This is a genomic window from Pseudolysinimonas sp. (genome assembly GCF_039912695.1).
GTDB lineage: Bacteria > Actinomycetota > Actinomycetes > Actinomycetales > Microbacteriaceae > Pseudolysinimonas_A.
The window spans coordinates 102,714-126,400 of the sequence record NZ_JBDSPJ010000014.1 but is presented as its reverse complement, the minus strand read 5'-3'; the positions used below and the strand labels follow the sequence as shown (position 1 = coordinate 126,400).

Sequence of the window (23,687 nt, the reverse complement as noted above, 5' to 3'; positions counted from 1 at the left end):
CCCTGCACTATTCACCCTTGGGCGAGGATCGCGTAAACCTTGCGACGTGCCTCGTCGAGCACCGCGACAGCCTCATCAATCTGAGCGGGGCTTCCGCTGGTGGCGACCTGTGCGGCGGCTTGCGCGAGTTTCGCCCCCGCCTTCGGGATGGTGCCCGCGTGCGCGGCGGCGCGCATCCCCGGCATCTCCCACGGAGCCGAACGCTCGAGTGCGGCTTCGGCTTCGGCACGGCCCGCGTCGGTGAGCGAGTAGGTCTTCTTGCCGCCCGACTCGTCGGCGGTCACGAGTCCCTCATCGGCGAGCAGTTGCAGGGTGGGGTAGACGGAGCCCGGGCTCGGCTTCCACATCCCGTGGCTGCGATCTTCGATCGCCCGGATGATCTGATACCCGTGCATCGGCTCTTCGACGAGGATCGCGAGCACGGCAGCCCGCACATCGCCGCGACCCATGCGGGTGCCGATCTTCTGTTCGAACGACCCGCGCAACTGGTTCAGGGTGTCCCAGAGACCCGTCGCCGCTCCCGCGAACGGACTGCCTGCGTATGACTCGGCCATGACATCCTCCTTGGTTCGCGATGCGCGAACGATACTTAACGATACATCGTTCAGATGGGGCTCTATCTAGGGCTCCGCGGCGTGGACGGGCCTCTATATTGAGGGCATGTCCCGTCGGCTGCTCGTTGCGCTATTCGCCGTGCTCGCCGCAGCCGTGCTGGTGCTCGCTGGGTTCCAGATCGCGACCGGGCTTGCCGGCCAGGAGGGTGCAACCGGGCCGGCCGGACCGCAGGGTCCCGCCGGTCCGCAAGGCGTCCCGGGCACCGCCAGCCCCGCACCTACCGTGACGGTGACGGGAATTCCAGGTGCGACCGGTGCGACCGGGCCGCGAGGTGCCGCCGGCGCCGCAGCCCCGACCCTGCCCCCGATCGACGGAGGCCGGTACTTCTTCCAACTGGACATCTTCGCCAACAGCCTCATCCAAATCCCGACCTCGAACGTGGCGTTCGACAGCACGACGATCGCATCTCGCTACCTGGCCGGCACGACCGCCTTGCTCGACGCGAACGGCGACCCGGTGGGCACCTTCTCGGCGACATTCTTGTCATTTCGGGATGCGGACGGCAACACGACCATCATCGAGAACCACCTCACGACAAACGCCGGACTGATCGTGACCTGGTCGACCACGGCTTCCACCGCCGACCTGCAAACCAACACCGTCCTGAGCGCCGTCGCGACGGAGAGCATCGTGACCGTCACCACGAAGGCAGGATCGTCGATCTACTTCGGGCACAGATTCGACCTCGTGGTCACCGCCGACGGCAACGAGATCGCGTTCCGCTTCAACCCCGCATCCTGAGCCGGTGTCGCAACCCCCTGAGAATGGGACCGTGACCCGCGCCTTCGCCATCCTCGGTGCGCCCACCGACGCGCACGTGCACCTGGGTCTCGTCGATCGGGACCCCGTCGCGCACTCGGTTCTCGGTCGTGTCGTGGATCTCGGCGGATCGCTGTCAGCACCTCGGCTCATTCACGGGGACGCCGGCATCCCTCCTCTGCGTGTCGAGTTCGCCGGACCGTTCCTCACCCCGGTCGGCGGGTACCCCTCGGACCGTGACTGGGCGGACCCGTCGTGGGTGCGCGAGATCCCCGACGCTGCGGAGGCCGGCCGGGTAGTCGATGAACTGGCGGATGCCGGGGTCACGCTGGTGAAGATCGCGAGCAACGCGGTCGCGGGTCCGACTTTCACCGCTGAACTGCTGGCCGCGATCGTGACGCGCGCCGATGCGCGGGGGCTCCCGACGGTCGTCCACGTCGAAGGGCCGGGTGAGGCGGGGCGAGCACTCGAGGCCGGGGCGACGTACCTCGCGCACGCACCCTTCAGCGAGCTCCTCTCCGCGGACGAAATCGCCGAGCACGCCGCCCGCGTCACCTGGATTTCGACCCTCGCGATCCATCCCGCCGCGTCGACCGAACGCGGGGTCGCCGTCGAGAACGTCACCGCGTTCCGGGCGGCAGGGGGACGCCTCCGTTACGGCACCGACATGGGCAACGGCCCGACACCACTGGGACTCAACCTTGACGAGTTGGATGCTCTCCGCGATGCCGGGCTGACGACACCCGAGCTGCTCGAGGCACTCGACCTGGCCGACATCCACGACCCCGCGTCGCGGCTCATGGTCGTCGACGGCGAAGGCGACGACCTCGACTTCGCCTCAGCGCGCCTGCTCACCCCAATACTTCGGGAGGAACTTGATGTCCGATCTTCGTGAGCGCGCCGCCGAACTCGACGCCGCCGACCCGCTGCACGCGCACGTCGACCGGTTCGTCCCCGCCGCCGGGGTGCGCGCCTACCTCGACGGCAACTCGCTCGGCCGGCCGCTGTCATCCACGGTCGATCGCCTCGGTGACTTCGTGCGCGACGACTGGGGCACGCGGCTCATCCGTTCCTGGGACGAGGGCTGGATGGAGCGCCCCTTCGAACTCGGCGACCGCATCGCGCGACTCACCCTCGGAGCCGCCGCGGGGCAGACCCTGGTTGCCGACTCGACGACGGTCCTTCTCTACAAGCTGCTGGATGCCGCGGCCGGCGCCCGCGCGGATCGTCACGAGATCGCTATCGAGTCGACAAACTTTCCGACCGACCGCTTCATCGCGCACGCTGTCGCCGAGCGGCGCGGGATGACCCTGCGCTGGATCGACGCAGACCCTGTCACGGGTGTCTCACCGGAGCAGGTCGACCGGGCGGTCGGCGAGCAGACCGCCGTCGTGCTCCTGAACCACGTCGACTACCGGTCAGGTTCGATCGCAGACCTCACCGCGATCACCGCACGCGTGCACACCTCGGGCGCTCTGATGTTGTGGGATCTCTGCCACTCCGCCGGCGTCGTGCCGGTCGATCTCGACGCCGCTGACGTTGACCTCGCCGTCGGCTGCACGTACAAGTACCTCAACGGCGGACCCGGCTCCCCCGCCTTCGGCTACGTGGCCGCGCGCCACCAAGAAAACTTGCGCCAACCCATCGAAGGCTGGATGGGCGCGGGCAACGTGTTCGCGATGGCCCGCGAATACACCCCCGCGGCCGGGATGCGGCGCTTCCTCAGCGGCACGCCACCGATCCTCGGGATGCTCGCGATCGACGACATGCTCGACCTCATCGAAGAGGCGGGCGTGGATGCCATCCGCGCGAAGTCGATCTCACTCACCTCGTTCGTCGTCTCGGCCGCCGACGAGCTGCTTCCCGGCGTGCGACTGCTCAGCCCTCGCGATGCCGCCCTCCGCGGCGGGCACGTCACCTTGGGCCACCCCGACTTCGAGTCGGTCGTGCGCACCCTGTGGGGCGAGGGCATCATCCCCGATTTCCGTTACCCCGACGGCCTGCGCCTCGGCCTCTCGCCGCTCAGCACCACCCACGCCGAAGCGCTCGAGGGAGTGCTCGCTATTCGGGATGCCCTCGGCGCGTGACCTCGGCCGCTGACCTCGGGTGCTGACAGTCGCGGAGGTCGCGGGTATCGTCGGCGGCATGTGCCGGAACATCCACGTACTCCACAACTTCGAGCCCGCCGCATCTGACGACGAGGTGCACGCCGCTGCCCTGCAGTTCGTGCGCAAGGTCAGCGGATCGACGAAGCCGTCGAAGGTCAACACCGAAGCCTTCGACCGCGCGGTCGCCGAGATCGCGCACGTGACGCGACACCTGCTCGAGGATTTGGTCGCCGTCGCGCCGCCGAAGGACCGCGACGTTGAGGCGCAGAAGGGGCGCGACCGGTTCGAGAAGCGGATGTCGCGCGAGGTCAGCATCCGCACCGCGAGCTGACGGTCAGGGTGCGACGAGCGGGAGAAAGATCTCGTCGACAATCTCCGCGATGCTGTCGTCGGGCACGGGTTCGAGCGTGAGCATCAGTTCATGCAGAAAGAGGTCGAACGCCACCCGCCGGGTTCGCGGGGTGAGTTTCGCTGGGTCGATCTCTCCGCGATCGATGGCGCGTGCGAGCATCTGATCAACGGCTTCGCCTCTCGCTTGCATCAGCCCCCGGCGCAGTTCCGTGAGGTTGGTCCCCGCGTCGCTGTAGAAGGCGCCCAGTCGGGTGATGAGGACCAGGCCCTGCTGGGCCCGTGATCCGTTCGCAAGCTTCATGAACGCGATCAGGTCGCCCCGCACGCTGCCCGTGTCGGGAATCTCGAGCGACTGCTGAAACGCCCGGCTCGCGATCGCCGCCTTGACCAGATCCGGCTTGGTGGGCCACCGCCGGTAGAGCACCGCCCGACTGGTGTGCGCTCGGACGGCGACGGCGTCGATCGTGAACGAGTCGTATCCCTGCTCGACGAGTTCGTCCCATGCCGCGTCAAGGAGGGCGGTCTGCAACTCGGCACCGTGTCGACGGCGCTGCGGTTCGGGAACGTCGCTAAGAGACATTGTGTTTCCTCCACCGCCAGTCTATGGTGAACGGAAGATACACACTGTATCTAGAACCGGAGTGATGTCATGGCAGAGAAAGTCACCATCGAGCCAGCCGTGTGGCGCACGATCTGGGCGGTGATGGTGGGCGGAATCGCGGTGCTGCTCGACACCACAATCGTCGCGGTGGCGCTGCACTCGCTCGCGGCCGACCTGAAGGTATCGGTGGCGACAATCCAGTGGGTCAGCACCGGATACTTGCTCGCATTGGCGGTCGCAATGCCGGTTACCGGTTGGGCGCAACGCGCGATCGGGGCGAAGCGGTTGTGGCTCATCGCCCTGACCCTGTTCCTGGTCGGATCGATTCTCAGCAGCCTCGCCTGGAACGCGGAAAGCCTCATCGCCTTCCGAGCCCTGCAAGGTGTCGGCGGCGGCGTGATGATGCCTCTGATGGGCACGATCGTGGTGCAAACGGCCGGCGGAAAGAACATCGGCCGGATCATGTCGATCGTGGGCCTCCCCGTTGTCCTGGCCCCGATCCTGGGTCCACTTCTCGGGGGTCTGATCCTGCAAAATCTGGACTGGCCGTGGCTTTTCTGGGTCAACGTTCCCGTCTGTATCGCCGGCCTGGTCCTTGCGGCCCTGTTTCTGCCGAAAGACAACGGCCTCACCAAGACGCACTTCGACCTCGTCGGCTTCCTGCTCCTCGCGCCCGGACTGGTCGCCGTTCTCTACGGACTCAGCAACGCGGGCAAAGAAGGTGCCTTCACCCGGTTCGACGTCGATGGGCCACTCATCGGAGGGCTGATCCTCGTCGCCGCGTTCACGATGTGGGCGCTCCGACACAAAGGCCGCGCCCTGCTCGACCTGCAGTTGCTCAAATATCGGCCACTGTCCTCCGCAGCGACCGTCCAGTTCTTCGCCGGCCTTTCGCTATTCGGAGCGATGCTCCTCGTTCCTCTCTACTTCCAGGAACTCCGCGGCACCACCGCACTGAACGCTGGTTTGATCCTCGCCGCCCAGGGCGCCGGAGCTCTCGCGACCCGGTCCTTCATCGGCCGACTCACCGACAAGGTGGGGCCTCGCTGGCTGGTTGTTGCCGGATTCGCGCTCGTCCTGATCGGCACCGTGCCCTTCGCGTTCGCCAACACCAGCACCAGCTGGGTGCTGCTCATCGCCACCCTGTTCGTCCGCGGTATCGGTCTCGGCACCGTCACCGTCCCCCTGAGAACCGTCGGAGTTCGAGGTCTGCCCCGGGCAGATGTCCCCGACGCGAGCATCATTTCGCTGGTCTCACAACAGATCGGCGGCTCGTTCGGCGGCGCCATCCTCGCCATCATCCTCACCGGCACCACCGCGGCCGCGATCACCGCCGGCAGCCAGAGCGCTCTCGTCGGCTCCTTCCAGCAAGCCTTCTGGTGGACCAGCGGATTCACCGCCCTCGGAGTCGCCCTGGCTTTCCTCCTGCCGTCCACCATCCCCGTCGCACCCACCGGCATCGAGCAAAAGGGAGAACACGCATGACACCCGCACCGCACTACCCGATCGCCATCATCGGGGGTGGCCTCGGCGGCCTCACCGCCGCAGCCGTCCTGCACCGAAACGGAATCGCCTCGACCGTGTTCGAACGGGAGGTGAGCCGCAGTGTCCGAACCCAGGGCGGGATGCTCGACATCCACCGGGATAGCGGCCAGCTCGCACTTCGGGCGGCCGGGCTCTTCGACGCCTTCCTCAGCCGCATCGAGGAGGGCGCGGAGGCGATGCGGATCCTCGATAAACAGGGCAACGTCCTCCGGGAGGAGCCTGACCGCGGCGACGCCGGTCGACCCGAAATCGACCGCGGTACCCTTCGGGATCTGCTCCTCGACTCGCTGCCGCCCGGTACCGTGCGGTGGGGAAGCGCCGCCACCGGCGCCACGGCTGTCCCCGACAGTCCAGGCCGTCACGAAGTGACCCTCGCCGACGGCACGACCTTCACCACCGACCTGCTCGTCGGTGCCGATGGCGCGTGGTCGAAAATTCGACCCCTCGTCTCAGATGCCCGGCCCATCTACTCCGGAATTTCGTTCATCGAGGCCGACCTGCATCACGCCGACATCGACCACAAGTCCGAGGCGGAGGCAATGGGCGGTGGCATGCTCTTTGCGCTCGGCGGCGACACGGGGATCATGGGGCACCGCGAACCGGACGGCAGCCTGCACGTCTACCTCGGGCACCGCTGCGACGAGACCTGGATCGACAGCATCGACTTCACCGATGTGACCGGCGCGCGAGCACAAATCCTCGAGTTGCTCGACGGCTGGAGCGACAACCTCCGCGGCCTCATCGAACACGCAGACACTCCGCTCATCCCGCGACGGATCCACGCGCTGCCGGTGGGGCACGCATGGGCGGCCCGACCCGGCGTGACTCTGCTCGGTGACGCCGCCCACGTCATGTCCCCGTTCGCCGGCGAGGGCGCCAATCTCGCCATGTTCGACGGATCCGAACTCGCCCGGGCGATTGTCGAACATCCCGTCGACGTGGGTGCAGCGATCACCCAGTACGAGACAGACATGTTTCCGCGATCGGAGGCATCGGCAGCTGAGTCGGCGGAAAGCCTCGAGGTGATCTTCGCCCCGGATGCTCCCCAAGGTCTGCTCGATATGTTCGCCAGTTTCGGGCCGCCCGACAGCCAGTCCCCCCCGGAGTGACCGACGGGCGAAGGCTTGTACATTGTTGATCGACATTGCAGCGGACGCTGTCGGCTCGGACGAAAGGCGCATCGCGTGAAGGTGTTGGTGATCGCCGGCGCATCGGGCGAATCGGGTCAGGCTGTTGCGCGGAAGTTCTCCGCGGACGGGTGGAAGGTCGTCGCGCTCGGGTCGAATGCCGAAAGGCTTGAGCCCGTTGAGGCGGACGAGCGCACCGTCGTCGATCTTCGTGACGCGGCCGCGACAAGCCGAGTGGCGAAGGACGTCGTCGACCGCTGGGGGCGAGTCGATGGCGTCGTGCACCTCGTCGGAGGATGGAGCCCGGGGCACGGCGACGCGACACTGTCCAAGCTGCTCGACGCCAACCTGGTGACGCTTCGCAACAGCAGCATGGCGTTTTGGGATGCGCTCGTCGCGAGCGGCGACGGACGACTGGCGATGGTCTCGAGCTCCGTCGTCGATCGCCCTGTCTGGCGCGAAGCTAACTACGCGATCTCCAAGGCCGCGGCGGAGACCTGGATGCACTCCTTCTCGCGCAGCTGGGGCCGAGAGGCCACCGCCGCCGCCGTGATCTTTCGGGTGAAATTTCTCGGCGATGGCAAAGGCGGAACACCGGTCTCGGCTCTCGCGGACGCGTGCGCGAGCTTGTGGGAGAAGTCGGTCACTGAACTCAACGGCGCCACGATCGACTTAGCCGCACAGGGCTCGCTGTAGGTGCGCTTCAGGAGGCTCAGACGCCGTAGAAGCGCGACGCCGTGCGCCAGGACAGCTGTTCGCGCTCCGCTGGGCTGGCGGCCAGCTCATCCAGCACCATCGACAGCCATCGGCCCGGGGCCAGCCGTCGGGGCAACATCGACGAAACCGGCCAGTCGCTGCCCACCATCGCCCGGTCAGCGCCGAAGGCGTCGAGCGCGACCTCGAGCCACGGGCGAGCTGCGGAAACCAGTTCCTGGTCGTCCCCCAGCTCCGGGGGCATCCCTGACAGCTTCACGCTGACCTGCGGCAGGGCGGCGAGAGCGCGGAGGTCCCGCTCCCAGGTTCCGTCATCACCCGTCGCGACCGGCGGCTTGGCGAGGTGATCGAGCACAACGGGCAGCTCCGGCACGTTCTCTAGCAGCGCGGTCAGGGCGCTGAGCTGGTGGTGTCGGATGCACGCATCGAACGGCAGTCCCGTCGACGCGAGCGCACGCAAGCCCTCAAGCAGGCCGGGGTCCTCGAAGAACGACAGCGGCTCATCCTGCAGCAACCGGCGGATGCCGACGGTGCGGCCCGCGTCCCGCAGCGCCGCCAGCTCGCTGACGACCGCGCTGCCCCGCTCGAGCGACGCGTGGGCGACGACGCCGAGCAACTCAGGCCAGCCGAGAGACTCGGCCCAGGCCACCTCGTCGGCCTTGCCCGTCGGACCTGCCTCGACGAAGATGACACCGGTGGTTGCCGGCGCCTCGGCCTGGTATTCGGCCGGAAGGTAGGGGCGATCCAGCTCACCCTCCAGCCAGGAGTACTCCAGAACCGTCGGATCCCAGATGTGCACATGGCTGTCGATGAGGCGGTGGTTCATCGGACGACCATATCGGTCGGCGCATCGGCGACGAGGTGGAGACCAGCACGGGGTGACCTCACGTGCGGTCCCTCGGACACTGCCCCATTGACCATGAGCTGGTTGGTGATGATGGCATCCTCGTCGATCGTGATGCCGTTGCCGGGAAGGTCCCCGAGAACGACACCGCCGTCGATGAACTCCTGCTCGACCGAGACGCCGAACGGCGAGCCGAGATCCTGCACCTCGGCTGAGAGGTGATTCGGCACGGCGGCCGCGGCGTGCGCGACCGCCGGATTCGCCGTCAGGCCGACCGGACTGATGGGGAGGTCGCGGGAGTGGGCGGCATAGGCAACCCGCAGGAAGTGCGTCACGCCCCATACGCACCCGACCTGCACAATGTCGACCGCGCCGCGATCGAAGAGGGGAGCGAACTGTTCCAGACCGGTGAGGTTCTCACCGGTCGCCACGGCGGCACGGATTGCGGTGCCAAGGCGCGCGTGACCCGCGGCGTCCCAGCGCCGCAACGGCTCCTCGATCCAGGTCAGGTCGCGATACCGCTCAATCGCGGTGACGTAGCGCACGGCCTGCTTGAGGTTCCACGATTCGTTCGCGTCCAGCATCACCGCCGGAGTGACCCTGTTTCCACTCAGCGCGTCGGCGACGATTCCCAGGCGTCGGATGTCGCCATCCAGATCACGGCCGCCCTTGAGTTTTCCGCTGGTGAAGCCTCGGTCACCCATCGCGCGGTACCAGGTCGCGAGCTGGTCATCGTCGAGGGCGATGTCGAGACCAGACGCGTAGCCGCTCACGAAACGGTCGCGTGCACCGAGCAGCCGCCACAGCGGTTCGCCGGCGAGTTTGGCCTTCAGATCCCACAGCGCCGCATCCAGCGTTCCGATACCCCCAAACGTCGCACCCGAGTGTCCGGCTTTGAACACGCGGGCGAGCATGCGGTCGTAGAGAGCGGTCACGGCGCGAGGGTCTTCGCCTTCGATCGCCGGAAATAGTCGGTCGATGTCCTGGTGGGACCCGATGCCGACGCCTTCGATACCTTCGTCGGTCTCGAGGATGACGATCGAACCGAGCTGATGCCCGGATCTGTAAACCCGTTCACGTCTCCGACAGGCCGGCCCCAGTCACGGAACGTCCGCAGACAGCGGTAGCCGGTGATTTTCATAAATCGCTCTTCCTAGGTGGTTGTGGCGGATGCGGTCGGCGGCGACCCCGAACCAAGGCCGCCGCCGACCGGTCCTTGGATGTCTCGATGCCTTCTCGGTGACGTCACCGGAGGCATCAGGACACCCAAGTCAATGGGTCAGGTCTTCAGTTGATCAAGCCACGTCGAGGCGGGCGGGACAAGGTGTTCCAGTTCGTCCCAAACAGCATCCGGGATCTGCCTCCCGGCCGACGCGATGAGACTCGAAATCCATGGCGGCGATCGCCTGAAGGAGTTCGCGACTAGCCGGCTGGTACGAGTAATTCGTCGATTGGCCGGGGCGCGCCAGGATTCCGCCGCCGTAGACGGCCGCATTCAGAACTCCCACCCCGAGCTCGACCGCGCGAGTGAAGAGATCGTCTGCGCTGCGATCGACCAGGGTGAACCGGTTGTGGCACAAGATCACATCGAACACACCCAGGTCGAGATACCGGTGCAACAGTCTGGTGTTACCCGTCGCAACCCCGATGGCATCGGCGAGCCCTTCGTCACGGATCTGAACGAGTGTGTCGACGGCGCCCCCCGCGGACGTCATGTACTCGAAGTCGAACGCGTCCGGGTCATGCAGGAAGAGCAGGGGGACCCGCTCCATGCCGAGCCGCTCCAAACTTTCCCGGAATGACTCGCGCACCCGGCTCGCGGAGAAGTCTTCTCCCGAACGGTCGACCTTCGTGATGACTAAGAAGTCATCGGGAACTCCCCCGGCTGACGCGATCGCCTTTCCGATTCGACGCTCGCTGCCCCCGTCGCTGTAGTTGTTGGACGTATCGATGGCACGGATGGGACTTCGCAGGAGCGCGCGGACGAAGTCCACGGCCGCCGATTCGTCGACGTCGTAGCCGTAGAGATGAGGCATCGAGCCCAGCGGCGACGCTCCCGCGATGATGGTCGAGGTGGATAGCGGCGTCTGTCCGATCCGCCGGTACCAGCCCCTAGGCATCCGGCGTTGCCGTCTTCGCGAGAACCTCGATCTGCACGGCCTGCGAGCCATGATCGATCGCGAATCGGTATCGGCCGCGTTGCACGCGCTCGACCATGCCCGCCGAATCCGGGCCGGCCGCATCCGTCGGCACGCCCGCCGAGGCGAGCACGTCGTCAAGCAGCTTGCCGGTGAGGGTGCGGTCGGGCAGCGTCGCGACATACCAGGCGTTCGCGCGCCGCGTGATGGCGGCACCCCCCGCGAGGTTGCCAGACGCGAACACCGAGAGCACGTCCGCATCCGACACCCGTAGGTATTCGCTGAACAGTGCTCCCGTGCCCGCCAGCTCACCCTCGAGCGCGACCGTCGGCGGTGCGTCGGTGGCATCCTTCCGGAGGTCCGGGGGCGCGAGCGGAGCGAACTCCTCAATGCTCACGCCGAGCGTCGCCTGCAGCGATCCGAGGTAGCCGCCCGCGGTGATGTGCATCGCCTCATCGACGATGCCGGTCTGGAACGTCACGACGAGATGGCCACCGCGATCCGCGTAGGCGGCGAGGTTGTCGAGTGCTGCCGGGCTTCGACCGACGAGGTGACGAACGCGGTGGAGACCACGACGTTTCGGGTGCCGCTTTACCTGGCCACAGGCCACGACAGGCTTCCGACCGACTCAACGCCCGGCGGTCTTTTCCCCGTGTTGCGGCACCTCGCCGATCTCGGGCACCGCGATGTCGTGCACATAGCCGGCCCACGCGACTGGGTGGGGGCGCGCAACCGCGTTCGCGAGTACGAGGCGGCAGTCGTCGAGTTTGGCCTTCGCTCTCGAGGCGTCATCCACGGCGATTGGTCCTCCCGCTCCGGTTATGAAGCGATCGCATCACTGCCGACCGAGCTACCCGCGACGGCGTTTGTCGCAGCCAACGATCAGACGGCGCTCGGTGCCATGCTCGCCCTCAGCGAGCGCGGCCACCGGGTACCCGACGACGTGAGCGTGACGGGGGTCGACGACACCCCGGAAGCGGCGTATTTCTCGCCGCCACTCACGACCCTTCGGCTCGACTTTGCCGCCCAGGGCAGGGATGCGGTGCTGCAACTGCTCGCGCGCATCGACGGCATAGCGCCCCCGCCATCGCAGGCACGACCCCCCGAACTGATCGTGCGTCGGTCGACCGGCCCAGTACCTCAGACCGCGACTGCATGACCGCCATCTCCATTGCACAACTTCCGCATCCGCTCACGAGTGAGGAGGGCGACCACGCATCAGTTGTACAGTCCGACGCGAACGCAGTGACCCTCGTCGCGAAAGCGGGGGACGACCTCTTCGCGGACCCAAGCGGTGACGGTCTCGTCAACACGGCGAGCCTCTTCACCTGTGAAGTTACGGGCGACTTCCAATTCAGCGCCCGAATCAGGGTGACATTCAGGGCAAAGTTCGATTCTGGTGCGCTGGTCGGATATTTCAATGACGAAGCGTGGTTCAAGATCTGCGCAGAGGTAGATCCGCTCGGGCAGAAGCGGGTGGTCACGGTCGTCACTCACGGGCGATCGGATGACGCAAACAGCACGTTTCTGGTCAAGGAAGACGTTCTCTTACGGATCGCTCGCACAGGCAAGACGTTCGCGCTTCACGCCTCGAACGATGGTCGCCGGTGGGACCTCGTTCGCTACTTCACGCTCAATCAGAACAACGACGTTGCGCTCCATATCGGGATTGCCGCGCAGTCGCCGGCCGGCGAAGGGACGAGCGTGGTGTTCTCAGATTTCCGGTGGCAGGAGACTGGGCTCCAGGACTCCCGTGACGGCAGTTAGCTCCCGCCTTCCGCTCACTCAACTGTGGCACCCGCCGTCAGGCCGGTGACGAGGAAGCGCTGCGAGAACATGAAGATGATCAGCACCGGCGCGACGGAGAGGAGGATCGCGAAGGCCAGCTGGGGAGAGCTGAGACCCCGGGTCAAGTCCGCCAGGCCAATCTGCACAGGCACCCTCGTCGACCCGGTTTCCATGATGAAGGGGAGGAAGTAGTTGTTCCAGTTCCCGACGAAGTTGAAGAAACCGACCAGGGCGATGACGGGGGCCGCGAGGGGCATGGCGATCCGCAGGAGGACAGCGAACTCCCCCGCGCCGTCGATGCGGGCGGCGTCGAGAAGGTCGCGCGACACCGTCGTGGAGAAGTAGATGTATGCCAGGTAGACGCCGAAGGGAAAGAAGGAGAACGGCAGGATCACCGCGAGCGGCGAATTGATGAGGTGAACGGTCGCGAGTTCGAGGAAGATCGGAAGCGCGAGGGCGGTGCTGGGAATGAGCATGACCAGGAGCGTCGTGATGAGCAGGGCGCGACGGCCTCTGAAGTCGGTCATCGCGAGCGCGTAGCCCGCGGGGATCGTCACGAGGATCGTGATCACCAGGGCGACTCCCGAGTAGAGCACCGAGTTGCCGAGCCAGACCCAGATGATGCCGTGCTGGTACCCGGTGAGATGGATCCAGTTCTGCGCGAGCTGGTCGAACGACCCGAAGCTGAGCGGAAGTTCGCCGCCTAGGCCATTGAGCTGCGAGGTGCTCTTCGTCGATGCCAGCAGAAGCCACGCCACGGGCAATGCGAAGAACACCGTGAAGAACGCGACGATGGCAAACGCGAGCACGCGTCCCAACCAGCGGCTGGGAGCCAGTCCTGCGCGGACGACGCGCAGATTGCTTCTCACAGCGTTGCTTCTCACCGCCACTCACGACCCTTCGGCTCGATTTCACCGCCCCGGGCTGGGAACCCTGAGTTCCCGGTCTTTCCTTGGCGGTACCGGTGGGATTTGAACCCACGGTGGGCTTTCACCCACACAACTTTTCGAGAGTTGCACCTTCGGCCGCTCGGACACGGTACCGCGGACGATCTTAGCCCAGTCGGCATCCTCATCGAGCCGTCCCCATCGCGGCGGCCGCCGGACGATTCTCGGCGGATCCATAGCCCAGCCTGGGTCTAGCCCGAGACGCTCCGGCGACGGTGGTCCACATGGCAGATAACAAGAACCCCGAAGTGGCGCCGGTGGAAGCCGCGTCACCCGTCACGACCGCCACTCCGGTGACGATCGTTCGCGAGCGGCGCAGCTGGCTGGTGCCGCTCGTTTCAGCCCTGGCGATTGCGCTCGCGCTCGTCGTTGGTGGCATCGGAGGGTTCGCGATTGGGCGGGCCACCGACCACCGCGAGGGCCGCGTCGCGATGGAGCAGGCCCACTTCCCCGGCGGACCTGGCGCTCAGCAGGGACAACAGGGCGGTCAGGGCGGTCAGGGCGGCCAGCAGTCCAGGCCACCGCACCGCGGTGAGGGCAAACAGAATGGGATGCCGGGTCGCCCCGGCAACACGGGCAACACCAACCCCGGCGGCCCGGTCGACCCCGCGCCCGCCCCCACGCCCTAGTCGACAAACAACGAGCCCGCGGCTCCTGGGGATTATCCCCGGGAGCCGCGGGCTCGTGTCTGGCTAGTGGTGACGATCAGTCGTCGGAACCGTGTCCCCCGCTTCCGCTGTCGTCGCCACTGTCATGGCCAGAGTCATCCGACCCCGAGCCCGAACTCGAGTGGTCGGATCCCGTAGCTGAGTCATCCGTGCCGGAGCCACCCGATCCCGAGTTGCTTGAGTTGGGGTTGTCGTCGCCGGCGTCATGGGTGGCACCGTCATCCTGCCCCGAGTTGTGCGGCAAGTTGTCGTCGTTCGCATCATGAGTCGACGAGGGCGACGGCGAAGGCGACGGCACGAGAACGTTCGGCACCTGGCCGATGTTGCTGGTCGGCGAGAGCGACAGCGTCGCTGCGTTGACGGCGATGCCGGTGCCGGCGAGGGCGAGAATGGCGCCGCCGGTGAGGGCGATCATCAGTTGCTTCTTCATGTCTTCGACCTTACGAACTCGACGGCGAAGGCCAGGATGCCGTAAATCCAAGAAACGTCCAAGATCCGGGCTCCGAGAAGAGAACACGGTAACTCCCGCCGCAGCACAGCGAGAATGGCACCATGCGGGTGCTGATCATCGAAGACGACGCGGCGATCGCGGCCGGCATCGCTGACGCACTCGACTCCGAGACCTACGAGGTGCGTCGCGCCGACACCGGCGCGGGCGGTCTTGCCGCGGTCGCCGACTTCCACCCGGAGCTCGTGATCCTCGATCTCGGCCTCCCCGACCTCGACGGCACCGAGGTGTGCCGACGCATCCGAGAACACGATGCCGTGCCGATCATCGTCGTGAGCGCCCGAGGTGACGAGGCCGACCGCGTGCTCGCCCTCGAGTTGGGCGCCGACGACTACCTGACGAAGCCGTTCGGAATGCGTGAACTCCTCGCCCGGTTGCGCGCCCTCGCCCGACGTTCCGGTGGAGCCGAGCCGACCCCGGCATCCGCCCACGGTGCCCTGAACATCGACGCCCGCTCCCGCCGGGTAACCCTCGGCGACGAAGAGGTGCACCTGACCCCCACCGAGTTCGACCTGCTCTCGTACCTCGCGGCCGACAGCAGCGCGGTGCTGCGCCGGCAGGACATCCTGCGGGATGTTTGGAAAACCGAGTGGTACGGGGCGACCAAAACCCTCGACGCTCATGTCGCCGCCATCCGCCGGAAGTTGGGCGACGCGTCGTGGATCCAGTCGGTGCGGGGCATCGGGTTCCGGTTCGAGCCCCCGAAGCCGCGAAACCCATGACCTGGCGCCTGTTCGCCGCCTTCGCCGGACTGGTGTTGCTCGCGCTACTGGTGCAAGACATCCCGCTCGCCGGATACCTGTCGGCAACCGAACGTGAGCGCATCGTGACGGCTCTCGAACGCGACGCTTTTCTGCTCGCCGGGCGCAGCGAGGAGGCCCTGCACTCCGCCACGCCCGACGCCGATGGAGGCATCACCGCGCTCGCGAAGGCCTATCGGGATGCCGGCGGAGCGCGCACCATCATCGTTGACCGGGCCGGCGTCGTGGTCGTCTCGAGCGACGACGACCCCGTTGCGGTCGGGCAGTCGTACCTGAGTCGGGCCGAGATCGCGCAAGCGCTCGCGGGCGGGGTCGTCTCGGGTGAGCGGTTCTCGCAGACGCTGAATCAGCAGTTGCTGTACGTCGCGGTGCCGGTGCTCAGCGGGTCCGAGGTTTTCGGGGCGGTGCGACTGACCTATCCGGCATCGGAGATCGACGCCGCCGTCAACCGCAAAGTCGTGACGCTCGGTCTGGTCGGGCTCGTCACGGTTCTGCTCGCCGGACTGATCGGGATGGTCTTGTCCCGCTCGATCACCCGACGCCTGCGGTTGCTGCGCGACGCGACTGAGCGGTTCGCGGGCGGCGAGCGCGGCGTGCGGGCCGACCCTGCGGAAGGTGCTCCCGAGCTGCGTAGTCTGGCCCGGTCGTTCAACGACATGGCGAGCCGCGTCGACGATGCGATGGAACAGCAACGCGGGTTCGCGGCTGACGCATCCCACCAACTTCGCACTCCCCTCACCGCGCTGCGCCTCCGACTTGAACGCGCACGCGTCCTGGTCGAATCCGGCGATCGGGATGCCGCGGTCGAACGTCTCGATGCGGCCGAGAACGAGGTGGAGCGTCTCGAACTCCTGGTCGAGGGGCTGCTCATGCTGAGCCGGGCGGAGGCGAAAGAAGCACCCCTCGTCGTCGTCGATCTCGCCGACGTGGCCCGCGATCGGGTCGAGCAGTGGGCGGCCCTCGCCGAAGAGTCCGGTCGCACCGTCAGCTGCGAAGCCCCCACGACATCCCGCGTGCTCGCCGTGCCGACCGCGCTGGAACAGATCGTCGACAACCTCATCGACAACGCTCTCGCGGTATCGCCCAACGCGGCTGCGGTCGAGGTGCGGGTTACGACCGTTGGGGGTCACGTCGAACTGCACGTGCTCGACCGGGGTCCAGGTCTCCCCGAAGCCGACCGCCACCGCGCATTCGACAGGTTCTGGCGCGGGTCGTCGACGACTCCCGGCAGCGGACTCGGGCTCGCGATCGTGGCGCAGTTCGCGAGGTTGAGCGGTGCCGAGGCCAGGCTTGACTCCCGCGAGGGTGGCGGGCTGGATGCCGTGGTGCGCTTCCAGCGCCCGACGGGACTCAGCGGGCTCTGACCGCCGACCTCCGACGGAGAGCCACGAGCGCGAGACCGGCGAGCAGGCAGACGCTTCCGAGGAACAGTGACCCGGAGACATCCTGACCCGTGTTCGCAAGGGACGGATCGACCCTCGAGATCGCCAGCAGGGTGCCGGTCGAACTGACCTGGAACCACAGTTTCGCCGCCGCAGCATTCCCGCTAGCCCAGGTGCTCGCGAACGTCAGGGTGTGCCAGCCTGCCTCGAGCGTCGGCAGGGTCGCGGTGCTGGTGAGGACACCGCCGGCCGGAACCGACCCTGTCGCGAGCGTCTGCGGCGTCGAATGTACGACGATGCTGAATCCCGCGCCGTCACCGAGACCGGATGCTGTCGCGGTGACCGTCGCCCCCTCGACGGGATCGCCGAGGTCGATGTCCAAGTTGAGACTCAGGTTCTCGGGGTCAGTCGACTCCGTCGCCGGTGCCACAGTTCCGGTCACGTCGAAGTCGTAGCTGTTGACGTAGACCTCCACGTGCACCGAGAACGTGTAGGCCCCGGCAGTCGTCGGAGTACCGAAGATCCGGATGCTCTGCGCGGTGTCGCTCGCCCACTCGTCGAGGATCTCGTACTGGAGTCCATCCGGCAGTCCCATGAGTTGCGCGGTGCCGCCGTAGTTCCAGTCCCAGTCCTCGCGGGCCACCGTGTAGGTCTGGTCGAACGGAACGCCAACGGTGAGGTCGGGGGCCGCGATGCTCCACGGTCCCGAGCACACGCCGAGCATGTCGAGGTCGTCGCCGTACGACGACTCCCAGTCGGCGAGGATCGCCTGCGCGTCGGCGACAGGCTGCGTGTCGCAGTAGTCGAAGAGCACGACCACGATCTCCGCGGCACCGGAGAGGGATGCCGCGATCCAGTCGTCGCTGTCGTCGCCATGGCTCCAGGTGCCGCCCGAGACCAGGATGTGCCCGACCATCGGGTCGCTGGCTGACTCGCCGTCGTCGCTCAGCAGCACCGAGCCGGTGCCGTGCCAGCGGGTGTCGTTGTCCGACCCGAGTTCGCCGTAGAAGTAGTAGGGCACGTCGGTCAGGAGCGTCGAGGTGCCGTGGGCGAAGACCGAGATGTTCCAGGTCACCCAGCTGCCCGAGAACAGCCGGTCGACCGTGACGTCGACATTGACGAGGTCGCCGGCGTCGTCGAACACCCACGCGTCGTCGTCGGTGAAGGTGTAGCGGCGACCGTCAGCCGTGTCGCTCACGGAGTGCGAATCCCCCGTGGCGACGTACACCAGCTGGTCGGCGAAGAGGTTCGCCCCCTTCCGTCCATCGGGTGTGAAACCGGGAGCCGTGAATTCGACGTAGCCGTAGTTGTCGAAGGCATCGCCGCGGTTCTGGCCGATCGTCGCCGCGTCGACGATCCCGCCCGAGGCCTCACAGACCCCATCCCATGCGATGGTTGCGGTCGCGTAGTCCTCGTTTGCGTTACACAGGGTGTCCAGATCGGTCGGGCTCATCGCGCGGCCGGCGTAAACGTCGTAGCCGGTGGTCGGGGACTCCGTCCCGGAGAGCAAGGTGCCGCCCCACCGCTGGGCCGGCGACGGGGTCACCGGGCCGGCATCCGCCCGGTAGTACCAGACCGAGGCGTCAAGCAGCGTCACGCGCAGGACGGTGGCGTTCCAGTCGGAGGTCGGAACCACCACCGAATAGGCGCCCGAGGCATCCGTCGTGTCGGTGTCGTAGACGGTGTCGCTCCCGTTGTAGATCATCACGTCGACGGTCGCGCCCTCGGCCAGGTCGTAGTCGTCCGCGGTCAGACCCCGCAGGGTGTTCTGGGCGTAGACGGTGCCGCTGACCTCCTCGCCGGTCGGGTCGGTGGGCGGATCTTCGCTGCCGCCGGCATAACGCACACCGGAGTACGCCGTGTTGGCCCACGTCGCCGGACCCGAGTCGCCGCCGTCGCCCCAGGCTCCCGGCGAAGACTCGCTCGGTTGCTGACCGGCGAGCCAGTAGACCACCGGGCCGCCGTCGGGAAAGGTGAAGCGGATCTTGTACGTGCGTGCGATGTCGGCGTCGCTGGTGAACGGGGCATTCAGGCTGTACGCACCATCGGCATCCGTCGTATCGGTCGCGACGGGGGTGCCGTTCTCTCCGGCCGAGACCTCCATCAGGTCGACGACGACGCCCTCCGTCTGAGTGCCCGTCCACCACGAGTCGGTGCCGTCCCAGGTCAGCGTCTGGCCGTAGACGTAGGACTGCACGAAGTCGGTGCCGACGTCGGTTTGGGCCGTGAGGTCGCTCTCGAAGCAGGGACTGCTCACCGTGTATTCGGCGTGGATCGAGTAGCCGTTACCGACAGCGCCGAAGGATTGCGTCTGCACGAGGCTCGGGTCGAAGGCGGGGAGGGTTCCCGAAGTCGGCGACCCGGTGTGGTAGTCGTCTCCGGTGGTATAGCCCCAGGCCGTGTACGACACCGTCATGGCGTCGATGTTCTCGCTGTCCTCGAGGCAACTGGCGTCGACGCCGGTCAGGGTGAGGTCGATGTCGATCGGATCCCAGATGCCCGGGGTCGCATCCTGCGGCGTGGCCGTCAGGGCCGGTGCCTCGGGGCCGGCTGTGGCGGCTGACGCTGCGCCGAGCGACGTCAGGCCGACGACGGCGAGCGTTGTGACGACGGCGAGCAGGCGGGTACGGAAAGACGACACGAGGATCCCCCAGGATCGGGCCCATAGGTTGTTGGCCCTGGCCTGAACCATAAGCGGGCCGGGATGCGATCCCTACGCCCCAACAGGGGTGCGACCCATGCAGGGGTGGAGAGCGTCCCCCGAGAGGGGGACGACCCCTCCCCCGTTTCCTACGAAGGTCTCGGCTCTGCGTTCCGTGGCGTCCCCCGGCTCTGTCGGCGGCCGACTCTAGGCTCGGGGCATGGCCCGCCCTGCGACTCCCGGCTTCGCCTGTCGCGAGTGCGGCTGGACCAGTCTCAAGTGGGTCGGCCGCTGCGGCGAGTGCCAGACCTGGGACTCCCTCGTCGAACAGGGGGCGCCCACCCGTGCGGTCGCCGCGGTGGCTCCGCCGGCATCCCGAACCGCGCGCCCGATCACCGAGGTCGGCGCCGAGTCGAGCGCCTACCGGCCGACCGGCATCAGCGAGTTCGACCGCGTGCTCGGCGGGGGCCTCGTGCCGGGCGCTGCGATCCTGCTTTCGGGGGAACCCGGGGTGGGCAAGTCGACGCTGCTGCTCGAGGTCGCCTCGCGCGCGGCCCAGAACGGCGAGCGCGTCCTGTACGTCAGCGCCGAAGAGTCTGCGTCGCAGGTGCGACTGCGGGCCGAACGCACCGGCGCCCTCTCTGACGAGCTGTATCTCGCCGCCGAGACCGACCTCGCGACGATCCTCGGGCATGTGGATGCCGTGAAGCCGCGGCTGCTCGTGGTCGACTCGGTGCAGACGGTGTCGTCGGCACTCTCCGACGGGGCGGCTGGGCAACCCGCCCAGGTTCGCGAAGTCGCGGGCACGCTCATCCGCATCGCCAAAGACCGCAACCTGCCCGTGCTGCTGGTTGGTCATGTCACGAAAGACGGCTCGATCGCCGGCCCCCGGCTACTCGAACACCTCGTGGATGTGGTGTGCACCTTCGACGGCGACCGTCAGACCGCGCTGCGCTTCGTGCGTACCCTGAAGAACCGGTTCGGCCCGACCGACGAAGTGGGATGTTTCGAGATGACCGGCGACGGCATCGCGGAGGTACCCGATCCTTCGGCCCTGTTCCTCTCCCGCAGCGGAACCCCGGTCAGCGGCACCTGCGTCACGATCGCCCTCGAAGGTCGTCGGGCGCTGCCGGTCGAGGTGCAGGCCCTCGTCGTCGGAACCACCGCGCCCCAGCCGCGCCGCATCGTCAACGGGGTCGACTCATCCCGGGTCGCGATGATTCTCGCCGTGCTCGAACGACGCTGCGGGCTGCGCCTATCGACCTCGGATGTCTACGTCTCGACGGTCGGCGGCATGCGACTCACCGAACCGGCGACCGACCTCGCCATTGCGCTGGCGATCGCGAGCGCCGTCAAAGACGTGGCCCTCCCGCAGACCCTCGCTGCGGTGGGTGAGATCAGCCTGGCGGGCGAGATCCGCCCGGTGGCTGCCGCACGACAGCGGCTCGGCGAAGCCAAGCGCCTCGGCTACACCCAGGTGATCGACGGGGATGCCGGATCAGTTCACAGCGCGATCGGCATCGCGTTCGCCGCGGCCCCGTCCGAGCGGGCGAGCGTTCCCGCTTTCTGATTTCTGGCGACCGGCGCGCGGCTCTTCGGCCTGACGAGTCGGGTCGAGGAAGATCGACGTCTCGGGTTCGGGATGACGCTTGGTCTGAACCACGAACAGCACGACTCCGAGCGCGATCGCCACGAACGATGCCCAGATGTTCGCCGGGATGCCGAGGAACGCGTTGCTGGTCGGATCGATGCGGATCGCCTCCAGCCAGCTTCGGCCCAAGCCGTACCAGATCATGTACAACGCCCACGTTTTGCCCCAGCGCAACGGCAGTCGCCGTTCGAGCGTCAGGATGAGCGCCAGGCCGATGAGGTTCCAGATGATCTCGTACAGGAACAGCGGATGAAACAGGGTTCCGGCCGGGAGCCCGGGCGGGAACATCGTGTCCGACGGCAAGATCTCGAGCCCCCACGGAAGCGTTGTCGGCAGTCCGAACAGCTCGTGGTTGAACCAGTTGCCGAGGCGGCCGATCGCTTGGGCGACGAGCATCGCGGGCGCGAGAACATCCGCGAACGACCACAGCCGGATGCCGGCCCGACGACATCCGATCAGCGCACCGACCGTGCCACCGAGCAGCGCACCGTACAGCGCGTTGCCGCCGTCCCAGATCGCGAAGATCTCCCAGAGGTTGGCGCCGGGGTGGAAGTAGTCGCCGACGTGCGTGAACACGTGATAAAACCTGGCCCCCACAATGCCCAGCGGCACCGCCCACAGGATGATGTCGATCACCTGTCCGGGCTTTCCCCCGCGCGCCGAAAGTCGGCGTTGGGCGATGATCACCGCGGCGACGATTCCCGCGAGGATGCACAGCGCGTAAGTGTGAATGGTCAGGGGGCCGACCGAGAAATGCGACAAAACCGGATCGGGGCTGGGGATACTCGCAGGTAGCACCCGAAGATCCTGCATCAGATTCTTAGCAGGCTGCTGTGAGCGCCAGTGCCCCGACTAGGAACGCAGACGCGGAGCGAGATCCTTCTCGAAGAGTTCGAGGAACCGGCGCTGGTCGGCCCCGGGTGCGTGGAACACCAGGTGGTTCAGGCCGGCATCCACGTACTGCTTGATCTGCGCGACCACGACGTCGGGGTCGTTGCCGACGATCCAGCGTGAGGCGATCTTCTCGATCGGGAGGGCATCGGCCGCCTTCTCCATCTCAATCGGATCGGTGATGTCGTGCTTCTCTTCCGCCGACAGCGCGAGCGGCGCCCAGAACCGGGTGTTCTCGAGGGCGACGTCGGCATCTGTGTCGTAGGAGAGTTTGATCTCGATCATCCGGTCGATCGACTCGGGGTCGCGGTCGGCCGCGGTCGCACCCTCGATCACCGCCGGGAGGAGTTCATCCGTGTAGAGGCTCATGCCCTTGCCCGAGGTGCAGATGAAGCCGTCGCCGGTGCGGCCGGCAAACTTCGCGACGAACGGACCGCCTGCGGCGATGTACACCGGGATGGGCGTCTTGGGCCGGTCGTAGATCGACGCCTCGACCGTCGAGTAGTACTCGCCCTCGAAGGTGACGCGATCTTCGGTCCACAGTTGGCGCATCAGGGTGATCGACTCACGGAGACGGGCGAGCCGTTCCTTGAACTCGGGCCACTCGCCCTTCCAGCCGGTGGCGATCTCGTTGAGCGCCTCCCCGGTGCCGACCCCGAGCCAGATGCGGCCCGGGTACATCACTCCGAGCGACGCGAACGCCTGGGCGATCACGGCCGGGTTGTAGCGGAACGTTGGGGTCATCACCGAGGTGCCGATGCTGATGGTGGAGGTGCGTTCGCCGACGGCGGCCATCCAGGTCAGCGAGAACGGCGAGTGCCCGCCCTCGTGCCGCCAGGGCTGAAAGTGGTCGCTGACCGCGACCGACTCCATCCCGTGGGCCTCCGCGGCGACAGCGATCTCGACCAGCTCCCGTGGATCGAACTGCTCAGCGGATGCCTTGTAGCCAAGCTTGAGCTGCATCAGTTCTCCCGAGAGGTCGGCGAACACGAGTTCGGCGAATCAGTGGTGCCGAATCTCTAGCTTGTCACTTGAGGATGAACGGAGCGTCTCCGGCCGATTTCACCTCGCCGAGCACAACACTCAAGCGATAGGTTGCGCCACTCGCAGTGACCGGAGTGCGCGCGGTGTCACAGGTTGACGGCGCCGAGCGGGTGCGGTCCCAGGCAAATGCGACCGTCGGCACCGGCTTGTTCGGCTGCAGCACGTAGGGCAGGACGGTGCCGTCGGTCTGGCAGTCTTTCGAGTTCCAGATCGGGTCGGATCCGCTCACGATCAGGTACTGCTGCGCCTTCGTCCCCAGGTCGAATGTGCACGCCGTCGACCCGCGGTTGGTGATCCTCATCGAGATCTGCGGTTGTTGACCTGCGGGGTAGCTGGTGGCATCCGTCACCGGCTCGATCGTGATCACCGCCGGATCGCATGCGACGGCGTCGTCGGTCGACACCGAGGTGTTCGAGGGGTCGGCGGACGGGGCGGGGGTCGGGGTGCCGCCGTTGCCGCGACCGACGACGATCAGCACGATGATGACGATGACCGCGACGAGTCCGAGCAGAACGACCAACCGTCGCCGCCAATAGACCGACGACGGCTGCGGCCCAGTGGGGTTGCGCAACGTCGACATGCGGTCAGGTTAAGCCCGCACGCG

At 67.0% G+C, this 23,687-nt stretch carries 25 protein-coding genes and 1 tRNA gene; 13 read left to right on the top strand and 13 right to left on the bottom strand.

What is annotated here, in order from left to right:
* Nucleotides 1-11: 11 nt before the first annotated feature.
* Nucleotides 12-554 carry a PadR family transcriptional regulator gene (locus ABIR17_RS05700; protein ID WP_348003400.1) on the bottom strand — a complete coding sequence of 181 codons (543 nt, stop codon included), beginning with the start codon at nucleotides 552-554 and terminating at the stop codon, nucleotides 12-14.
* Between the two features lie 106 nt (nucleotides 555-660).
* On the opposite strand from ABIR17_RS05700, the gene ABIR17_RS05695 reads away from it, so the two are divergent.
* From ABIR17_RS05695 to ABIR17_RS05680, 4 genes are read left to right on the top strand one after another with little or no spacing between them, the layout of a single operon-like run.
* Nucleotides 661-1,356, top strand: coding sequence for a hypothetical protein (locus ABIR17_RS05695; protein WP_348003399.1), 696 nt, complete (start codon nucleotides 661-663; stop codon nucleotides 1,354-1,356).
* Nucleotides 1,357-1,387: 31 nt separating this feature from the next.
* Nucleotides 1,388-2,269: a hydrolase gene (locus ABIR17_RS05690; RefSeq protein ID WP_348003398.1), complete on the top strand. Its 882-nt coding sequence runs from the start codon at nucleotides 1,388-1,390 to the stop codon at nucleotides 2,267-2,269.
* Nucleotides 2,253-3,461 (top strand): aminotransferase class V-fold PLP-dependent enzyme, encoded by a 1,209-nt coding sequence (locus ABIR17_RS05685; protein ID WP_348003397.1) that lies wholly within the window; start codon nucleotides 2,253-2,255, stop codon nucleotides 3,459-3,461. Before ABIR17_RS05690 ends, ABIR17_RS05685 begins: the two co-directional genes overlap by 17 nt.
* 58 nt (nucleotides 3,462-3,519) lie before the next feature.
* Nucleotides 3,520-3,813: a DUF2277 domain-containing protein gene (locus ABIR17_RS05680; RefSeq protein ID WP_348003468.1), complete on the top strand. Its 294-nt coding sequence runs from the start codon at nucleotides 3,520-3,522 to the stop codon at nucleotides 3,811-3,813.
* 3 nt (nucleotides 3,814-3,816) lie between these two features.
* On the opposite strand, the gene ABIR17_RS05675 is transcribed toward ABIR17_RS05680, so the two are convergent.
* A complete protein-coding gene (locus ABIR17_RS05675) occupies nucleotides 3,817-4,413 on the bottom strand; it encodes a TetR/AcrR family transcriptional regulator (protein ID WP_348003396.1) in 597 nt (198 codons plus the stop codon).
* 69 nt (nucleotides 4,414-4,482) lie between these two features.
* Here ABIR17_RS05675 and ABIR17_RS05670 point away from each other — a divergent pair, with 69 nt between their 5' ends.
* The 3 genes from ABIR17_RS05670 to ABIR17_RS05660 all read left to right on the top strand — a co-directional run bounded on the left by ABIR17_RS05670 (nucleotide 4,483) and on the right by ABIR17_RS05660 (nucleotide 7,802).
* Nucleotides 4,483-5,919 (top strand): MDR family MFS transporter, encoded by a 1,437-nt coding sequence (locus ABIR17_RS05670; protein WP_348003395.1) that lies wholly within the window; start codon nucleotides 4,483-4,485, stop codon nucleotides 5,917-5,919.
* On the top strand, nucleotides 5,916-7,088 hold the full coding sequence (locus tag ABIR17_RS05665; protein ID WP_348003394.1) for an NAD(P)/FAD-dependent oxidoreductase: 1,173 nt from the start codon (nucleotides 5,916-5,918) through the stop codon (nucleotides 7,086-7,088). Before ABIR17_RS05670 ends, ABIR17_RS05665 begins: the two co-directional genes overlap by 4 nt.
* 75 nt (nucleotides 7,089-7,163) lie before the next feature.
* On the top strand, nucleotides 7,164-7,802 hold the full coding sequence (locus ABIR17_RS05660; protein ID WP_348003393.1) for an SDR family oxidoreductase: 639 nt from the start codon (nucleotides 7,164-7,166) through the stop codon (nucleotides 7,800-7,802).
* Between the two features lie 16 nt (nucleotides 7,803-7,818).
* Here the strand turns inward: ABIR17_RS05660 and ABIR17_RS05655 are convergent, their stop codons facing one another.
* The 4 genes from ABIR17_RS05655 to ABIR17_RS05640 all read right to left on the bottom strand — a co-directional run bounded on the left by ABIR17_RS05655 (nucleotide 7,819) and on the right by ABIR17_RS05640 (nucleotide 11,283).
* A complete protein-coding gene (locus ABIR17_RS05655) occupies nucleotides 7,819-8,646 on the bottom strand; it encodes an amidohydrolase family protein (protein ID WP_348003392.1) in 828 nt (275 codons plus the stop codon).
* Nucleotides 8,643-9,698: a mandelate racemase/muconate lactonizing enzyme family protein gene (locus ABIR17_RS05650; RefSeq protein ID WP_348003467.1), complete on the bottom strand. Its 1,056-nt coding sequence runs from the start codon at nucleotides 9,696-9,698 to the stop codon at nucleotides 8,643-8,645. The genes ABIR17_RS05655 and ABIR17_RS05650 overlap by 4 nt, the downstream gene beginning before the upstream one ends.
* Before the next feature lie 261 nt (nucleotides 9,699-9,959).
* Nucleotides 9,960-10,784, bottom strand: a complete 825-nt coding sequence (locus tag ABIR17_RS05645; RefSeq protein WP_348003391.1) for an aldo/keto reductase — start codon at nucleotides 10,782-10,784, stop codon at nucleotides 9,960-9,962.
* Nucleotides 10,777-11,283 (bottom strand): beta-galactosidase trimerization domain-containing protein, encoded by a 507-nt coding sequence (locus ABIR17_RS05640; protein ID WP_348003390.1) that lies wholly within the window; start codon nucleotides 11,281-11,283, stop codon nucleotides 10,777-10,779. The genes ABIR17_RS05645 and ABIR17_RS05640 overlap by 8 nt, the downstream gene beginning before the upstream one ends.
* Nucleotides 11,284-11,289: 6 nt before the next feature.
* On the opposite strand from ABIR17_RS05640, the gene ABIR17_RS05635 reads away from it, so the two are divergent.
* Nucleotides 11,290-11,961 carry a substrate-binding domain-containing protein gene (locus tag ABIR17_RS05635; RefSeq protein ID WP_348003389.1) on the top strand — a complete coding sequence of 224 codons (672 nt, stop codon included), beginning with the start codon at nucleotides 11,290-11,292 and terminating at the stop codon, nucleotides 11,959-11,961.
* Nucleotides 11,958-12,569: a DUF1349 domain-containing protein gene (locus ABIR17_RS05630; RefSeq protein WP_348003388.1), complete on the top strand. Its 612-nt coding sequence runs from the start codon at nucleotides 11,958-11,960 to the stop codon at nucleotides 12,567-12,569. Before ABIR17_RS05635 ends, ABIR17_RS05630 begins: the two co-directional genes overlap by 4 nt.
* Before the next feature lie 14 nt (nucleotides 12,570-12,583).
* Here the strand turns inward: ABIR17_RS05630 and ABIR17_RS05625 are convergent, their stop codons facing one another.
* Together ABIR17_RS05625 and ABIR17_RS05620 are read right to left on the bottom strand one after the other, a co-directional pair.
* Nucleotides 12,584-13,459, bottom strand: coding sequence for a carbohydrate ABC transporter permease (locus ABIR17_RS05625; protein ID WP_348003387.1), 876 nt, complete (start codon nucleotides 13,457-13,459; stop codon nucleotides 12,584-12,586).
* An 84-nt stretch (nucleotides 13,460-13,543) separates the two neighbouring features.
* Nucleotides 13,544-13,633: transfer RNA gene (locus tag ABIR17_RS05620), tRNA-Ser, on the bottom strand.
* 128 nt (nucleotides 13,634-13,761) lie between these two features.
* Between ABIR17_RS05620 and ABIR17_RS05615 the strand changes: the two genes are divergently transcribed.
* A complete protein-coding gene (locus ABIR17_RS05615) occupies nucleotides 13,762-14,166 on the top strand; it encodes a hypothetical protein (protein WP_348003386.1) in 405 nt (134 codons plus the stop codon).
* Between the two features lie 76 nt (nucleotides 14,167-14,242).
* Here the strand turns inward: ABIR17_RS05615 and ABIR17_RS05610 are convergent, their stop codons facing one another.
* Nucleotides 14,243-14,635 (bottom strand): hypothetical protein, encoded by a 393-nt coding sequence (locus ABIR17_RS05610; protein WP_348003385.1) that lies wholly within the window; start codon nucleotides 14,633-14,635, stop codon nucleotides 14,243-14,245.
* A gap of 122 nt (nucleotides 14,636-14,757) precedes the next feature.
* On the opposite strand from ABIR17_RS05610, the gene ABIR17_RS05605 reads away from it, so the two are divergent.
* Nucleotides 14,758-15,435, top strand: a complete 678-nt coding sequence (locus ABIR17_RS05605; RefSeq protein WP_348003384.1) for a response regulator transcription factor — start codon at nucleotides 14,758-14,760, stop codon at nucleotides 15,433-15,435.
* The gene (locus tag ABIR17_RS05600; protein WP_348003383.1) at nucleotides 15,432-16,838 is read left to right on the top strand and encodes an ATP-binding protein; all 1,407 of its coding nucleotides are present in this window, start codon (nucleotides 15,432-15,434) and stop codon (nucleotides 16,836-16,838) included. Before ABIR17_RS05605 ends, ABIR17_RS05600 begins: the two co-directional genes overlap by 4 nt.
* On the opposite strand, the gene ABIR17_RS05595 is transcribed toward ABIR17_RS05600, so the two are convergent.
* The gene (locus ABIR17_RS05595) at nucleotides 16,825-19,497 is read right to left on the bottom strand and encodes an LPXTG cell wall anchor domain-containing protein (RefSeq protein ID WP_348003382.1); all 2,673 of its coding nucleotides are present in this window, start codon (nucleotides 19,495-19,497) and stop codon (nucleotides 16,825-16,827) included. The two genes, ABIR17_RS05600 and ABIR17_RS05595, sit on opposite strands and share 14 nt — an antisense overlap.
* Nucleotides 19,498-19,717: 220 nt before the next feature.
* On the opposite strand from ABIR17_RS05595, the gene radA reads away from it, so the two are divergent.
* Nucleotides 19,718-21,067: a DNA repair protein RadA gene (gene radA / locus ABIR17_RS05590; protein WP_348003381.1), complete on the top strand. Its 1,350-nt coding sequence runs from the start codon at nucleotides 19,718-19,720 to the stop codon at nucleotides 21,065-21,067.
* Here radA and lgt read toward each other — a convergent pair.
* The 3 genes from lgt to ABIR17_RS05575 form a co-directional block, all read right to left on the bottom strand.
* Nucleotides 20,996-21,961: a prolipoprotein diacylglyceryl transferase gene (gene lgt / locus ABIR17_RS05585; protein ID WP_348003380.1), complete on the bottom strand. Its 966-nt coding sequence runs from the start codon at nucleotides 21,959-21,961 to the stop codon at nucleotides 20,996-20,998. The two genes, radA and lgt, sit on opposite strands and share 72 nt — an antisense overlap.
* A gap of 39 nt (nucleotides 21,962-22,000) precedes the next feature.
* Nucleotides 22,001-23,002 carry a glucose-6-phosphate dehydrogenase (coenzyme-F420) gene (gene fgd, locus ABIR17_RS05580; RefSeq protein ID WP_348003466.1) on the bottom strand — a complete coding sequence of 334 codons (1,002 nt, stop codon included), beginning with the start codon at nucleotides 23,000-23,002 and terminating at the stop codon, nucleotides 22,001-22,003.
* Between the two features lie 64 nt (nucleotides 23,003-23,066).
* Nucleotides 23,067-23,663 (bottom strand): hypothetical protein, encoded by a 597-nt coding sequence (locus ABIR17_RS05575; protein WP_348003379.1) that lies wholly within the window; start codon nucleotides 23,661-23,663, stop codon nucleotides 23,067-23,069.
* Nucleotides 23,664-23,687: the final 24 nt, after the last annotated feature.

What these genes read in the sequence shown, in the direction of transcription:
- ABIR17_RS05700 (WP_348003400.1), bottom strand. Translation starts at nt 554, where the DNA reads ATGGCCGAGTCATACGCAGGCAGTCCGTTCGCGGGAGCGGCGACGGGT.
- ABIR17_RS05695 (WP_348003399.1), top strand. Translation starts at nt 661, where the DNA reads ATGTCCCGTCGGCTGCTCGTTGCGCTATTCGCCGTGCTCGCCGCAGCC.
- ABIR17_RS05685 (WP_348003397.1), top strand. Translation starts at nt 2,253, where the DNA reads ATGTCCGATCTTCGTGAGCGCGCCGCCGAACTCGACGCCGCCGACCCG.
- ABIR17_RS05680 (WP_348003468.1), top strand. Translation starts at nt 3,520, where the DNA reads ATGTGCCGGAACATCCACGTACTCCACAACTTCGAGCCCGCCGCATCT.
- ABIR17_RS05675 (WP_348003396.1), bottom strand. Translation starts at nt 4,413, where the DNA reads ATGTCTCTTAGCGACGTTCCCGAACCGCAGCGCCGTCGACACGGTGCC.
- ABIR17_RS05670 (WP_348003395.1), top strand. Translation starts at nt 4,483, where the DNA reads ATGGCAGAGAAAGTCACCATCGAGCCAGCCGTGTGGCGCACGATCTGG.
- ABIR17_RS05665 (WP_348003394.1), top strand. Translation starts at nt 5,916, where the DNA reads ATGACACCCGCACCGCACTACCCGATCGCCATCATCGGGGGTGGCCTC.
- ABIR17_RS05655 (WP_348003392.1), bottom strand. Translation starts at nt 8,646, where the DNA reads ATGAACCACCGCCTCATCGACAGCCATGTGCACATCTGGGATCCGACG.
- ABIR17_RS05645 (WP_348003391.1), bottom strand. Translation starts at nt 10,784, where the DNA reads ATGCCTAGGGGCTGGTACCGGCGGATCGGACAGACGCCGCTATCCACC.
- ABIR17_RS05635 (WP_348003389.1), top strand. Translation starts at nt 11,290, where the DNA reads ATGGCCACCGCGATCCGCGTAGGCGGCGAGGTTGTCGAGTGCTGCCGG.
- ABIR17_RS05630 (WP_348003388.1), top strand. Translation starts at nt 11,958, where the DNA reads ATGACCGCCATCTCCATTGCACAACTTCCGCATCCGCTCACGAGTGAG.
- ABIR17_RS05615 (WP_348003386.1), top strand. Translation starts at nt 13,762, where the DNA reads ATGGCAGATAACAAGAACCCCGAAGTGGCGCCGGTGGAAGCCGCGTCA.
- ABIR17_RS05610 (WP_348003385.1), bottom strand. Translation starts at nt 14,635, where the DNA reads ATGAAGAAGCAACTGATGATCGCCCTCACCGGCGGCGCCATTCTCGCC.
- ABIR17_RS05605 (WP_348003384.1), top strand. Translation starts at nt 14,758, where the DNA reads ATGCGGGTGCTGATCATCGAAGACGACGCGGCGATCGCGGCCGGCATC.
- ABIR17_RS05600 (WP_348003383.1), top strand. Translation starts at nt 15,432, where the DNA reads ATGACCTGGCGCCTGTTCGCCGCCTTCGCCGGACTGGTGTTGCTCGCG.
- radA (WP_348003381.1), top strand. Translation starts at nt 19,718, where the DNA reads ATGGCCCGCCCTGCGACTCCCGGCTTCGCCTGTCGCGAGTGCGGCTGG.
- lgt (WP_348003380.1), bottom strand. Translation starts at nt 21,961, where the DNA reads ATGCAGGATCTTCGGGTGCTACCTGCGAGTATCCCCAGCCCCGATCCG.
- fgd (WP_348003466.1), bottom strand. Translation starts at nt 23,002, where the DNA reads ATGCAGCTCAAGCTTGGCTACAAGGCATCCGCTGAGCAGTTCGATCCA.
- ABIR17_RS05575 (WP_348003379.1), bottom strand. Translation starts at nt 23,663, where the DNA reads ATGTCGACGTTGCGCAACCCCACTGGGCCGCAGCCGTCGTCGGTCTAT.